This window comes from Cellulosimicrobium protaetiae, from assembly GCF_009708005.2.
Taxonomy (GTDB): domain Bacteria; phylum Actinomycetota; class Actinomycetes; order Actinomycetales; family Cellulomonadaceae; genus Cellulosimicrobium; species Cellulosimicrobium protaetiae.
Map to the genome: position 1 here is coordinate 124304 of NZ_CP052758.1, position 13416 is coordinate 137719.

Annotated in this window: 10 protein-coding genes; 8 read left to right on the forward strand and 2 right to left on the reverse strand. The window is 70.6% G+C overall.

Features of this window, described 5'->3' with window-relative positions; translation table 11 throughout:
• Positions 1 to 39: 39 nt before the first annotated feature.
• On the reverse strand, positions 40 to 702 hold the full coding sequence (locus FIC82_RS20550; RefSeq protein ID WP_154800716.1) for a hypothetical protein: 663 nt from the start codon (positions 700 to 702) through the stop codon (positions 40 to 42).
• Positions 699 to 1673 carry a ParA family protein gene (locus tag FIC82_RS20555; RefSeq protein ID WP_154800717.1) on the reverse strand — a complete coding sequence of 325 codons (975 nt, stop codon included), beginning with the start codon at positions 1671 to 1673 and terminating at the stop codon, positions 699 to 701. The genes FIC82_RS20550 and FIC82_RS20555 overlap by 4 nt, the downstream gene beginning before the upstream one ends.
• A gap of 862 nt (positions 1674 to 2535) precedes the next feature.
• Between FIC82_RS20555 and FIC82_RS20560 the strand changes: the two genes are divergently transcribed.
• From FIC82_RS20560 to FIC82_RS20595, 8 genes are all read left to right on the forward strand, one after another.
• Positions 2536 to 3378: a hypothetical protein gene (locus FIC82_RS20560; protein ID WP_253692008.1), complete on the forward strand. Its 843-nt coding sequence runs from the start codon at positions 2536 to 2538 to the stop codon at positions 3376 to 3378.
• Positions 3379 to 3773: 395 nt separating this feature from the next.
• On the forward strand, positions 3774 to 4019 hold the full coding sequence (locus FIC82_RS20565) for a hypothetical protein (protein WP_154800718.1): 246 nt from the start codon (positions 3774 to 3776) through the stop codon (positions 4017 to 4019).
• A 233-nt stretch (positions 4020 to 4252) separates the two neighbouring features.
• On the forward strand, positions 4253 to 9622 hold the full coding sequence (locus tag FIC82_RS20570) for a hypothetical protein (protein ID WP_154800719.1): 5370 nt from the start codon (positions 4253 to 4255) through the stop codon (positions 9620 to 9622).
• Positions 9622 to 10209 (forward strand): helix-turn-helix domain-containing protein, encoded by a 588-nt coding sequence (locus FIC82_RS20575; protein ID WP_154800720.1) that lies wholly within the window; start codon positions 9622 to 9624, stop codon positions 10207 to 10209. Before FIC82_RS20570 ends, FIC82_RS20575 begins: the two co-directional genes overlap by 1 nt.
• Entirely contained in the window at positions 10206 to 10877 is a 672-nt protein-coding gene (locus FIC82_RS20580; RefSeq protein ID WP_154800721.1) for a helix-turn-helix domain-containing protein, read from the forward strand. The genes FIC82_RS20575 and FIC82_RS20580 overlap by 4 nt, the downstream gene beginning before the upstream one ends.
• A gap of 75 nt (positions 10878 to 10952) precedes the next feature.
• Entirely contained in the window at positions 10953 to 11840 is an 888-nt protein-coding gene (locus FIC82_RS20585; RefSeq protein WP_154800722.1) for a hypothetical protein, read from the forward strand.
• A gap of 28 nt (positions 11841 to 11868) precedes the next feature.
• Entirely contained in the window at positions 11869 to 12027 is a 159-nt protein-coding gene (locus FIC82_RS20590; RefSeq protein WP_154800723.1) for a hypothetical protein, read from the forward strand.
• Positions 12024 to 12665 (forward strand): prepilin peptidase, encoded by a 642-nt coding sequence (locus FIC82_RS20595; RefSeq protein WP_154800724.1) that lies wholly within the window; start codon positions 12024 to 12026, stop codon positions 12663 to 12665. Before FIC82_RS20590 ends, FIC82_RS20595 begins: the two co-directional genes overlap by 4 nt.
• Positions 12666 to 13416 lie beyond the last annotated feature (751 nt).

Here is a 13416-nt window from a genome sequence, read left to right on the forward strand (position 1 = left end):
CTTCCTGGTCGGTAGTCGGATGGAGCAGGACCGAGTGCCCTACGGCGCCTCGGTGAGACCGAAGTAGCCCTTGAGGGCCTCGGTGATCAGGTGCCCGCGCGAGCTCGCACCGAACTCGGCCGCGAGCCGGTCGAGGGTCGCGTAGTCGGACTCGCGCAGCCGGTAGTTCAGCGGCGTCAGCGGGCCGTCGGCCGAGCGCGACGCACGGCTGCGACGCGCGGCGAACAGGCTTCCGCCGGCAGTCGCGACAGGGTTGACGAGCTCTCGCAGCCGGGGGTGTGTGTCCTCGAGCGCGATGATGATGACCTCACCGTGCGAGAGGCCCTTCTTCGCGCACAGGTCACGGATCGGGTCCAGGAGGAACACCGGGATGTGCACGTTCGAGGGCCGCATTGCGTCCGAGCCCTGCTCCCCCGCCTCCTCAGCCGCTGTGGCCTCGGGCGCCGCCTCACGCGCGGGCGAGGCCTTCGCGCTCGTCGACGTCGACGAGCGACGCTTCGGCAGACGCGGCGCCGGCTCATCCTGAGGCACCTCCGGCAGGCTCGGCACCGCCTCAAGCGTCACCGGCGCAACCGGCTCCGGCTTCGGCGCTCGCGGCCGGCGCGGAGGCAGGCTGATGCTCACCTCGTCGTCGGCGTCCTCGAAGCTGGCAAGTCGCCCCGCCGGGATCGGGCGCGCCGCGCCCGTGTTGTCGGTGCTCATGCTCGTGCTCCCTCAAGCTGCTCGGAGGCCCCAGCCTCTTCCGCGGCGGTGATCCGCTCGCACACCTCGGCGGCCAGGTGCTTGTAGTCGTCCGCGAGCGAATTGGCGGTCTGCGACAGCGCAGGTGCCTTCAGCGGCGCGGAGCTACCGTGCTCGTCGCCGCGGCGTGCCCGCAGCGCCTGGAGACGGCTCGCCCTCTGGACCTTCACGTCGCGGGCGAGCTCGTGCGCGAGCTGGCCGCGCGTGGTGGTGTCGTGTGCCGCGGTCTCCGAGTGGCGGATCGTGGACCGCAGGAGCGGAACCTTGTCCCCGACCTCCTCCAACCGCACCTGCGTGTTCTTGTAGACACGGGTCGCGGTCGGGTTGTGACCGGTGAGGAAGACACCGAGGTAGTCGAGGGTCTCGTTGTCCCGGCGCGCACGCTTCACACGGGGTCCCACACCGCGCAGGCCTTCCCAGCTCATCTCGTCCGTCTTGGCCGGGATGAGCACCCAGCGCGCAGCGGCGAGCGCCATGTCCTGGAGTTCGGCGTTGCCGGGCGGGCAGTCGATGATGACGAGGTCGTACTCCCCCGCGATCTCGGCGAGGCGGGCTGCGAACTCGGCGGCGACGCTGCCGTTGGGGAGTTCGTCAGCCATGGAGGACTGGGCGAGCTTCCCGAGCATCTCGAGGGCGCGGCCGCCGAAGATGATGTCGAGGTTGGGCCTGACGTCGCGGGCGATCTTGAAGGGCTCGCCGTTCCATACGGCGTCGACGATGCTCTTGCCGGCGTCGTCGAGGGGTGATCCGACCAGGCCGAGCCCGATCTTGAGGTTGCCGCTGATGTCGGTGTCGATGAGCAGGATCTTCATGCCCTGCTCGGCGAGCTGGCCGCCCACGTTCTGGGTGGTGCTCGTCTTGAGCACGCCCCCCTTGCCGTTGATCATCGCGATCACCCGGGCGAGGGCTTCGCGGTCAATGGTCTCGGACATTCGCTTCCTCCGTTGCGGTCACACCCATGGAAGGTGGTGCGGTTGGGGTTTTGTGACACGTGTGGTGTCAGTGGTCCCTGAGCGCTCCCCCTGCGTCGTGCGTGCCCACCCTCCGTGGACTGCGTTCAGTGGGACAACTGTGGCCTATGGGGTGGTCTGTTGTCGCGTATCTGGTGGTCCACGGTGTGTCTGTTGATGGTCTGGTTGGTCCCCTTGGTCTGTTTGTTCGGCCCTCATGGATGGTCTGCTGGCGCCGCGCTGGCGGTCTGTGCGCGCCGTTTGGATAGGCAACAGTCCGCTAGTGGTCGGACCAGTGCCCATCCACACCCTCCCTGTGGTACGTCGACTAGTGGCCTGCTGCCTGCTTATTGGGCCCGTGCTAGTGCCCAATAGCCCGCCAACGTTGGGTCTGTTGGCCCTCCACTGTCCAAGTGGTGTGCAAGTGGTGTGCGTCTGTTGCTAGCGCGGTGGGGGAGTGTTGGCAGACCGCTACGGGACTGCACACTGGGGCCGGATTTCCGGGCGCTTCGCTCTGAGGGAACGTCGTCGACAGAGGAAGACGTGGCCCAGCGACTCGAGCACGTGGACCAGGGGCACGGCACGGCACGGCACGGCACGGCACGGCACGGCACGGCACGGCACGGCACGGCACGGCACGGCACGGCACGGCACGGCACGGCACGGCACGGCACGGCACGGCACGGCACGGCACGGCACGGCACGGCACGGCACGGCACGGCACGGCACGGCACGGCACGGCACGGCACGGCACGGCACGGCGCCGTCACGGTCTTCCGCCCGCGCCGGCAAGGGCTCCCGGCACTCGTCGTCGGGCAATGGTTCGCGTTCGTCGGTTCGTGTGGTGGTGGTGGTGGTGGTGGTGGTGGTGGTGGTGGTGGTGGTGGTGGTGGTGGTGGTGGTGGTGGTGGTGGTGGTGGTGGTGGTGGTGGTGGTGGTGGTGGTGGTGGTGGTGGTGCGGTCGATGAAGTGGCCTAGTGGTGGCGGACCGGTGGGTCGCTGGTGTGGCAGAGGTGGGGAAGGCATCATGGGTCTCGTGACCGCAGCCCAGTCGGTCCGGTCTGCTGCGGACTGGATCGAGGACATGGCCTGGCATCGGCGGATGTTCCGCCAGTCCAGGTTCCGATGGGTGCCCGAGGACCCGATGTCGATCGCCTTGGCCTGGACCAGGGGTCGGCTGGAGTACCAGACCGTGGCGGACCTCCGATTCCTCGACGCTCGGCTGGGGGAGCTGCGCGAGTTCGCCTCGGGCGTGGACGACGCGATGCTGGCTCCGCTGCGCGAGGCTGAGGCGCGGTGTTCGGACGAGGAGTGGCAGTCCGGTCTACGTCTGGTCGGTCTGGCTCCTCGGGACGTGAAGGTGCTGCGGTACAGCGCACCGCGGGAGATCGTGCCGCACCGTGACGCGGCGCGGGCGTTGGACGGGATCCCGATACCGAACCCGTTCAGCCAGGTCTGGGAGCTGCGCCAGGTACGGAGCATGTATCGGGCGGCTGAGGACCTGTTGGAGGACACGTTCTGCGATCTGGTCCTCGAGCTCGAGCCGGCGCGGGGGTGGGTGTACCTCGCTGATCAGACGCAGCTGCACACGTCGGCTCGGACACTCCAGCAGCGTGTCCAGGACCAGCGCAGCGCGCGCGGTGAGCCTGGTGACGCCCGGCGCACGCCGGTGCAGCGCTACCTCTGACGGGCCGGGATCACGGCGACGGGCGTTTTCCCGCTCGATTCCCACCCCCGATTCCCACCCGATTCCCACCCCCAGGGGGAATCGAGAAATCCGCTCTGACCTGCGCTGATGCTCTCGATTCCCCCGATTCCCCCCGAGCCGTGCGCGGGGTACGTGTATGCGGGTACCCGCGCGCGAGGCCGTGTGATGCAGCCCGGGGTGTCGAATGGCTGCCGAGATGCAGGTGCAGGTCGGTGAAGGTGGGGTGTCACAGGCCGGGGCAGCGGGTCACCTTCCAAGGGTGTGACGGTGATGACCACATGCTCGAAGGGGCCCTCGGGCCGTAGCCACCTGCGCGACACGCCGCGCCGACGAGCATTTCGGATTCGGAATCACACCTCTGGTAGAACGTCCCCATGGCAGCACGGACGAAGCCCGGACGGAAGAAGCTCGGCGAGCGCTCAGCGCACACCCTTCGCCTGCCCCGCGACCACATGGAGTACTACGCCGCGGAGGCAGCTCGACTCGGCTACGACAACCTCAACGCCTACCTCGTCGCCGAGCTCGCTCGACCCCACAAGCTCGACGTCCCGTACTGGGCTCAACAGCCGAGCGACCAGGAGGGACAGCAGCAACTTCAACTGCCGCTCGGGGCTGCGTAACGGCCCCAGAAATGCGGAAAGCACCCCACTTGCTTGGCGGCTGAGGGGTGCTATCCGACTGGAGATTGTGGAAGGCCCGCTTTGCGGATCGTCCACACCTGTTAGGGGATCCGTTCGAATCCCTCCTACTAAGGATGCATCCATGGTAACGCGGAAGTCCGGCCCTTGGCGTAGGGCATGCGCCACGGCGTGGCGTACCGCTGCCTCCTCGACGTCGAGGGGGGCTGCGGCGCGTGGCTGAAGCGACCCTGGGCATGGGCTTCCCTGCCGGGAGTGGCGGGGGGCCCCGCTCGTCCCTCGATCGCGTCCAGCGGGCGTTCACCGACCGTGGGCACGCCGTGCGCACCGTGCGGCAGAACTCGTTCATGGTGACCTGCCCGGTCCACGACGACGGCACCCCTTCGCTGCACGTGACCTGGAGCCGGTCGGCGAACAGCAGCGGGGGAGCAGTCCTGCTGTACTGCCACGGCTGCCCGGCCCGCACCGAGGACATCGTCGAGGCGATCGGGCTGACGATGCCCGACCTGTTCGACGAGCCCCTGCCTGCCGGTGTGCGTGGCTCGATCCGGGTCGGCAAGAGCCCGCAGAGCCGGCGAGCCGCTGGCCGGCGGGGCAAGCTCGGCCCGCTTCCGGCGCCGATCACGCAGACCGCGACGAAGGCGCCGGACGTCGACCACGAGTGGGTCGAGGTCGAGCGGTACCCGTACGTGGACCACCAGGGTCGTCTCATCCAGGAGGTCATCCGGGAGGAGTGCACGGCCGAGGGGGAGCGGCACAAGCAGTTCCGCCAGCTGTTCGTCACGCGCGAGGGCCGACGCGTCAAGCGCAAGCCGGACGAGTTCTACCCGGTGCTCTACCGTGCGCCGCAGGTCGCCGAGGCCGTGCGCGACGGGGCCACGATCTGGCTGGTCGAGGGCGAGAAGGACGTCAAGACCGTTGAGGAGCGCTACGGCGAGATCGCCACCACCAACACCCAAGGCGGGCGCAGCTTCCCCGCCGAGCTCGCCGAGGAGCTGCGCGGCGCCGACGTCGTCGTACCGCTGGACCGCGACCCCACCGGCTGGGCTCGAGGCGTCGACTTGCACACCAAGCTCACCGCGGTCGACGCCCGCGTCCGGCTCATCCTTCCCGCGGTCGACCAGCCGAAGGCCGACGTCACCGACCACGCCGACGCGGGCCTCGGCGTCGATGACTTCATCGACATCTCGATCGCCGAGGTCGTCACCTGGCACGCCCTCGCGAGTGCGCAGAGCGAAATGCGCGCCAAGGCGAAGGCCCTCCGCCTTGCGGTCGCCGAGGCCCTCGCGCAGAAGGAGCTCAGCGAGTCGGGCGACCCCGACAAGGACGCCGACCAGCACCGCCGGTACGCCACGCGCTGGACACTGGAGGCCCAGATCCGGCACGAGGCACTGGTCGAACTGGTGGAGAAGGTCCACACGTACGCCGCTCGGGCCGGAGCCGCGTGGACCGTCGACGCTGTCGAGGAGGCCGACCGGGTCCTGACCGAGTGCGCGCAGGCCGCTCGCCGCTGCCACCGCGACCTCGACGTGAAGATGCCCCAGTTGCTCCTGGAGGACTCCAGTGCAAGCGCCGGCGCGCTCGACGCCCCGCAGGCCGGTGGCGCGACCTCACCGGATGCGTTCCCCGGTCGACCGGGCACCAACTCCACGGCGCCGGCGTTCCGTGTGCTCGACGACCGGATCGTCCAGTGGGAGCCGGACCGCAGCAGCCGGCGCGAGCGTGACGAGGACCAGGAGGACAAGCCGGGGTCGTTCAAGACGCTGCTGTCGATGGTGGTCCGGGTGACCGCGCGCGAGTACCTCGAGGTCGAGGAGGCCCAGGACGTCGAGCACGCCGAGCTGCTCGGGCGTGCCCAGCCTGCTCGCGCTCGGGCCGCCTCGCCGCGGGCGCTCGTTGCGGTCCGGGTCCGGTACACCGAGCCGTCCGGTGAGCTCGTCGAGATCCGCGTGATGGCCGACCAGTGGCGCGACCACTCGTGGCTGGAGTCGCTGCCCGGGCCGCCGGACTACGACCACAAGCGCGCCGGCCTGGACACGCTGCAGCGCGCGATCCTCGCGATCAGCGACGACGTCGTCGACGAGACCCTGCACCGCTCCACGGGGTGGCGCGAGAACCCTGACGGGACCCACCGGTACATCCACGCGCGCGGTGCCATCACCGCGGACGGGCACCAGGAGGCGCCCACCGCGTTCTCCGGGGCGCTGCGGCGCTACGACCTGCCCGACCCCGTGCTCGATCGCGATGCGCTGCGCGAGGCCTGGCTGACGTCGTCGGTGACGATGCTGGACCGGTTGCCGGAGCGGATCTCGGGGCCGCTGCTCGGGCACGTGTTCCGGGCCGCGATCGGGCACAACCCCTGGGTGCTGACGCTCGTGGGCCCGCCCGGGTCGTACAAGACGTCCGTCGCGGCCAAGGCGATGCACCACTTCGGGGAGCGGTGGGAGCACTCCAAGCCGGCGTCGTCCATGAGCGGGAACGGTGACACGTTCAACGCGCTGCGCCTGAAGCTGCACGCGGCGAAGGACGCGCTGCTGTGGATGGACGACTTCGCCCCCACAAAGTCGTGGCTCGAGGCACAGAAGCACCTCGAGGAGACCGCGCGCCTGATCCACAACCAGGAGGAGCGCGAGCGCAACTCCCGCGACGGGCAGGAGAACAAGGCCGGCACGCCACCGCGCGCCAGCGGCCTGTTCACCTCCGAGGTCATGCCCCGTCCTGGGTCTGCGTCCGAGCGCATGCTCGTCGTGCCCCTGGCGCGCGACGACGTGAACACCGACCAGCTGTTCCCCCTGGACGAGCCGCTGTCGCGGCACGGGCGCGCTCTGGTGATGTCGTCCTACATCTCCTGGCTCGCAGCCGACCTCACCGGTCGACGCGCCCACTACGCCCAGATCGCCGACGCCTACGCCGACCAGCTCGTGAAGGACGCCGGGCAGACCGTCCGCCAGGCCAACGCCGTGGCCAGCACCTGGGCGGGTTGGGTCGCGATGACCGACTTCCTGCTCGAGGCGGGCGCCATCACCGCCGAGGAGCGCGAGCAGACCCTGCGGCGTGTGCACGACGGCATGCACGCCGCCTGCCAGGCGGCAATCAACCCCGACATGCCCCGCACCGTCGGCGCGCGCGTGCGCGAGCTCATCGCCTACGCGCTTCGCCAGGGCATCGCCTACGTCGACGACGTGCGCACGGGGGAGTGCCCGCCGTGGCCCCTCGCGAGTCGTCTCGGATGGCGGCGTACCGCGATCTCCGAGGTGTCCGAGTACGACACCCAGCCGGCCCGGTACCGCCTGGACCGCGGCAGCATCCGCCTCGGCTACGTGATGCACGACCCGAGCCCCCGCGAGCGCGGCCGGGTCCTGATGTGCGACTCGACCCAGCTCGAGGCCGTGCTGAAGTCGGCCAGCGCGACGCAGGCCGAGCGTCTGGAGATCGACCGGAACACCGCCTGCCGTGCGCTGCACGAGGAGGGCGTGCTCATCGCCGACACCTCGGAGAACCGGATCCGGCACACCCTCAAGTGCAAGATCTACGCCGAGGGCGACCGGTACGCGCGCATGGTGACACTGCACCTGGACAAGATCATCGGCGAGGACCCCGACGACGTCGAGGACGAGACGTCCGGCGACGAGGGCCCCGACGACGACGGCCCGCAGACCCCTCCCAGCGGCGACGCCCCGACGACGGGCCACATGCTGGAGATCCCCGGGCTGACGACCGACCCACAGCAGGTGGACAGCGACCAGGCCGTGGTGCAGGGTCAGGACGACGCCATCTCCCACCACGCCGGCGACACCACTGATGGGCCTGACCAGCCCAGCGAGGAGCTCTCGATGTCCCCACAGCTCGCCGCCGCCGCGCAGGCGCCGTGCACCGAGTGCGGATACCCCTGCACGACCGTCATCGACGGCGAGCAGATCCACCGCTCGTGCTGGCGCGAGGTCTACGGCGTCGTCGACGACGAGGACCCGGCACCGGCTCCGGCGGGGCCCGCTCCGGCGGGGCCCGCTCCGGCGGCGCCCGCTCCGGCGGCGCCCGCTCCGGCGGCGCCCGCTCCGGCGGCGCCCACTCCGGCGAAGGCGGCACCGGCGAAGGTTGCTCCGACGTCCGCCAAGCCGAAGCCCGCTACCAGCAGCGAGGAGAAGGCGTTCCGTGCCGCCGCCGTCGTGCTCGACGAGGGCAAGGTCTGGGCGAGCAACGGCAAGCAGTACGTGCTCCCGCCCACCGGTCCGCGCCACCTCGGCGACGTCGCCGACATCGGCCCCTGGGCCGGGCTCGGCACGCAGATCACGAAGTACATGACCGCCAGCGGGCAGGTCTGGATCGGCGACGAGGTCGCCCGCGGCCTCGGCATCGACGTCGACGCGATCCGCGCGGCCGCCGACAAGGACAAGGACAAGGTCGCGCATGAGGTCACGAAGGGGATCCCCGCGGTGACCGACGCGCTCGCGGCCGGGTACAGCCTCGGCGGCCGCGACGGCGACAGCCTCGGGCGCTGGACCCGGATCTGGAAGGGCAACGACAAGGCGGTCTGGCTCGTGCTGCTCGCCGCGATGCCCGACGACGGCCTGGCGGTCCCGCTGCTGCAGGGCGAGCCGGACTACGCCCGCCTCGCTCGCCGCATCGGCCTGCTCGCCGGCGCACTCGGCCACCCGTTCCAGCTCTCCGGATCGACCACCGGCCTGGACCTGATGAAGGCGCTGCGGCGCAAGGACCAGGCCGAGTACTTCGCCCCGCACGACCCGGTCCCGCCCGCGCAGCAGGCCAACATCGAGGTCGACCTGTCGTGGTCGCGCAAGCCGACCGACGAGGAGCTCGAGCACGAGTGGATCCACGCCTACGACCGCTCGGGGTCCTACCTCGCCGGCGTCAGCGGGCTCGAGCTCGGCATCGGCACCCCGGTGCACCACCCGGACGGGACGGCGTTCACGCCGCGCGTGCCGGGGTACTGGCGCATCGAGATCCCCGACAGTGGCGACTGGCGCATGCCGAACCCGCTGGACCCCAAGGGCCGCAACGCCGGCAAGGTCCGCTGGGTCACCACCCCCGCGCTGGAGTTCGCAATCGAGCAGGAGTACGACCCCGAGATCCTCGAGGCCTACACCTGGGCCAAGCGAGCCCGCGTCTTCGACCCCTGGTACGAGCGCATCCGCGACGCCCGCACCCAGCTCGACGTCGAGGACGAGGACGCTCAGGTCGCTCGGGACCAGGTCAAGGCGATCTATGCGCCCACCATCGGCATGCTCGGCTCGGATCGGCACATGGCCGGCCGCGAGGGGTACGCCCCCGAGCGCCGGCACATGATCGTGGCCAAGGCGCGCACGAACATCCTGCGCCGCGTCGCCCGCATCGGGCAGGAGACCGGGCGCTGGCCCGTCGCGATCGTGACCGACACCGTCCTGTACACCTCGCCCGACCCGGACCCGGCCGCGGCCTGGCCCGGTGGTGAGCGCTGGTACGGGCGCGACCTCGGCCGGTACAAGCACGAGGGCAGCGTCGAGCTCGCCGCGCACCTGGAGTACCTGACCGGCGACGGGTACAAGGGCAAGGACCAGATCGTCCGCCCCCAACGGGGGAGTGAGTGATGGCCGACGACCTGCGCAGCAAGCTCTTCTCCGCCCTGACCGGGCGCGACGCCGACGTCTCCGGGAAGCCCGGCGGTGACCTGCGCGGGATGCTGCGCGCCGTCGGCGGCACCTCAGCGCGCACCAAGTCCGGGATCGACCTCACCGCCGCAGCCAGCAAGCTCGGCGTCTCGCGCCGCACCGTGGAGCGCTGGGTCAAGGCCTCCCAGACCGGGCAGGGCCAGCGCCCCTCGCCGGCGCACGCCAAGGCTCTGGCGAAGCGGGCGCGTCAGGCCGCGAGCACGAAAGCCGGGCGCAAGGCCGCGATCGCTGCTCGCCGCCAGGCGATCACCTCCCGCGGGGCCCGGCTGTCGATCACCGGAGAGCAGGGACCGCACTCGCGGGACTACATGCGTCCGCGCACCACCCAGCTCGACCTGGACCCCGAGCACGCCGCGGCGATGCTCGACGCCTGGGAGAACGGCGGGGAGAAGGGCTTCATGGGCTGGGCGACCAGCCACTGGGGCCAGGACTACCTGGACGACTGGCGCTTCGGCGACGTCGACGCTGTTGAGGTCGAGCGGCCCTACGGCGGGCAGTGGCGATGAACGCCGCCCGCGGTCCGGCCGCGGCTCACGGCCCGACCTGGACCAAGGCCCGTCTTGAGCGCGTGATGGCGCTGCGGTTCGGGACCGGCGTGCACGGCGGCCCGGACACGGCCGCAGCGGCCGAGGCGATGGGCGTCAGCCGGCGCACCGTGCAGCGCTGGCTGCACGCCCGCCACGGCCGCTCGATCGCCCACATCCCACCTCGCCGCCTGGCCGAGCTCCTGGCCCTGCTGTTGCCGAGCGAGGAGACCCGGCGCAAGGAGGCCCAGCAGGCCCAGTACGCCGAGCGGGCGATCGCCAACCTCGGCCTGCCCAAGCGGATGGGCATCAAGCCGGCGTGGGAGCGCCAGCGCTGGCTCGAGGCGCACCTAGTCGTCGTGCTCGAGGTCGGCGTCGGGTCGTCGAAGATCCGCCAGCTCGCCGTCGGGCGCGCGAGCCTGGCCAAGATGGGCGAGTTCCAGCGCCGCGGCCGCGTCGTCGACCAGACCACGGTCCCCACCCGCTTCCACGCGACGGCGCTGACGCACCGGGTCCTGACCGACCTGGGGCCGTGGCGGTTCCAGGCCGGGCCCGGGCAGGTCCTGCAGGGGTTCACCCAGGCCTGGCTCGCCGACGCCCCCGCCACGCACCTGTCCAGCACCGCGGACGCGCTCCAGCGCGCCCGGTGACGACCGTCGCCCTCCCGTCACAGCACCGCGTCGTCGAGCACCTTCCATGAGTGACTCGACACCCAGGAGGTACACATGCCGCGCACCGGCAACCCCGACTACGTCGTCGACGCCGACCGCGGCTCAGGCAGCACGGCCGCCAAGCGCGCCCGGCTCGTCGACGCCGAGGCGTACTCCGATCGCGTCGGTACCCGTGAGGGCCTGCGCCAGCTCGACGCCATGACCGAGCAGATGCCCGGCCTGAACCGGCTCCAGCGCGACCGTGAGCGGATCATGCCCCGCGGAACGACGGCCGACCTCGGCCACGCCCGCATGGAGCGCAAGCTTCCCGGCGCGGCCGACGTTCGCCAACCGCTCTCGGCCCGCCAGCGCAACGCCCGCAGCAAGGCCCGCCTGGAGACGGCACGCGCGATACCCCTGGCGCAGCTGCGCGCCCAGCGTGACCTGGTCACCCGCCCCGACCGGTGGCAGGCGACCAACGACGCCCTGTCCGAGCAGACCGGCGACGTGCAAGCCCTGCCCGCCGCCGACCAGGAACGGGTCCGCCGCATCGACCGCGCCATCCAGGCCTACGAGCGACGCAACGACCGCGGCCACGTCCTGTACGCGAACGTGCAGATGCCGTTCTACATCAACGACGGCAACCTGCACGGCTTCATGACCAACAACTTCGAGCCCGGGCGGCGGATCTCCTTCGACCGCTACACCGTCGCCACCCACCAGCTGCACGAGACCGCCGGCCAGGTCCATGATCCCCGCGGCCGCGTCGTCACGTTCGAGATGCAGACCCGCCGCGGCGCCTACCTCGGGCACTCCGACAAGGTGGACTCCACCGCTCACCTGCTGCCTCGCGGGATGGAGTTCGAGGTCGCCGGCGTGCACCAGGCGTCCTACCGCACGCCCGAGGGCAGGTCGAAGACACGCCTGGTCGTGCAGCTGCGCGACGTCACCCCCGGACCCTGACCAACACCACCCCCTCGAGGAGCACCCGATGAGCCCCAAGACCGACGCCCAGAAGGCCGCCGAGCGCGCCGAGCGTGAGGACATGTACTTCGTCAGCCCCGAGATCTTCGCCATGGGCATGCCGCTGCCGCGGCGCACCGACGGCAGCGACTACGCCGGCACCGACGAGCAGCCCGAGCCCCGATGAACCCGTCCTGGGCGCTCGCGGCCGCCGGGCTGGGAGCCGGGGCAGGGGTCGCGCTGTGGTGGCGGCTGCGCACCGGCTCCTACCGACGTCGCGATGACGTGCCGCGCATCGCGCTGGGCTGGTCGTGGCTCGTCATCGCGATGGCCGCGGCCGGCGCCGCCGCGGCGAGCACCCTCGGGCTTCCGCTCGCTGTCCCCGCCGGCATCTACCTCGTCGTGGCCAGCGCGCTCGTGTGGATCGACGTCGACGTGCACCGCGTCCCTGACGCGGTGCTCGCCGTCCTGGCACCGGTGCTCGCGGTCGCGGTCCTGGCCGCGGCCGCCGCCACGGGGCAGTGGTCCCTGCTGGGCTGGGCGCTCGCGGGCGCAGCCGGGCTCGGGGTGGTGTTCCTGGTCCTCGCGCTCGTCGGCTCGATGGGGTTCGGCGACGTGAAGCTCGCGGCGACCACCGGCATCGTCGTCGGCCCGCTCGGCGTCGACGCGCTCTTCACGACCGTCCTGGCGGGCTTCCTCGTCGCGGTGATCGTGGGCGTGGCCATGCTGGTGCGCGGCGCCGCCCGGCGCACACACCTCGCGTTCGGCCCTGCCATTATCGCCGGTGCTCTCATCGCGACCTCACTGGCCGGGCTCGGATTCTAGTTTTCCCATATCCTCATGCCATGGAGCGAAGCCGAGAGCAACGAGGCAGAGTTGCCCGCCTTGTAGCACTCGCTATAGCCATCGTCCTGATCAATCGCTCAGAGCGCCCATCCCAGCCGGCGCCAACTGTTGAGCAGGTACGCAAACCACAACTGGAGCTCGCGCGACACCGCGCCTACCCACCGGTGGTTCTGGTAATTGGCACATTGCTGGCCATCGTCGGGTTCACGATGTCGCTTTCGCACCTCGCGCCTCCGTCAAGATCCGAACATCAGCGGGCCGCAGGATGGGTCATATTCGACCCGCAACTGACCGGGGAGGAGACCGCTTCGGTCAGCGTGTCGCGCCGCGCTAGCGACTCTGGGCTCAGCATATCTCTTCACGCTGGGAAAGGCCTAGACAGCGTCGCAGTGTCCTACAGCCCAGGCGGTGTCGGCTACGCGACGTCGTTAGCGTGTTCTCGAGATGACTCCCCGGCGCAAGAACTCCGCGATGGAGAGCCTCTGCACTTCGACGCTGACCACGATGGCGGCATATCGGTCACGTGCGCAAGAACCCGCGAATGGGACCGCGGGACACGTGGGCGCGTCTACGTTAGCTACACCGGGGCAACACTCGAGGACGAAGACCGACTGATCGAATGGAAAACCGAGGACATTAGGAGCGTCCCCCGCACATGGACACGGGCGACCGAAGATCTTTCACCCACGACAGAGACTGTGACGGAGTCATTCCGCCCTGAAGAGTACCA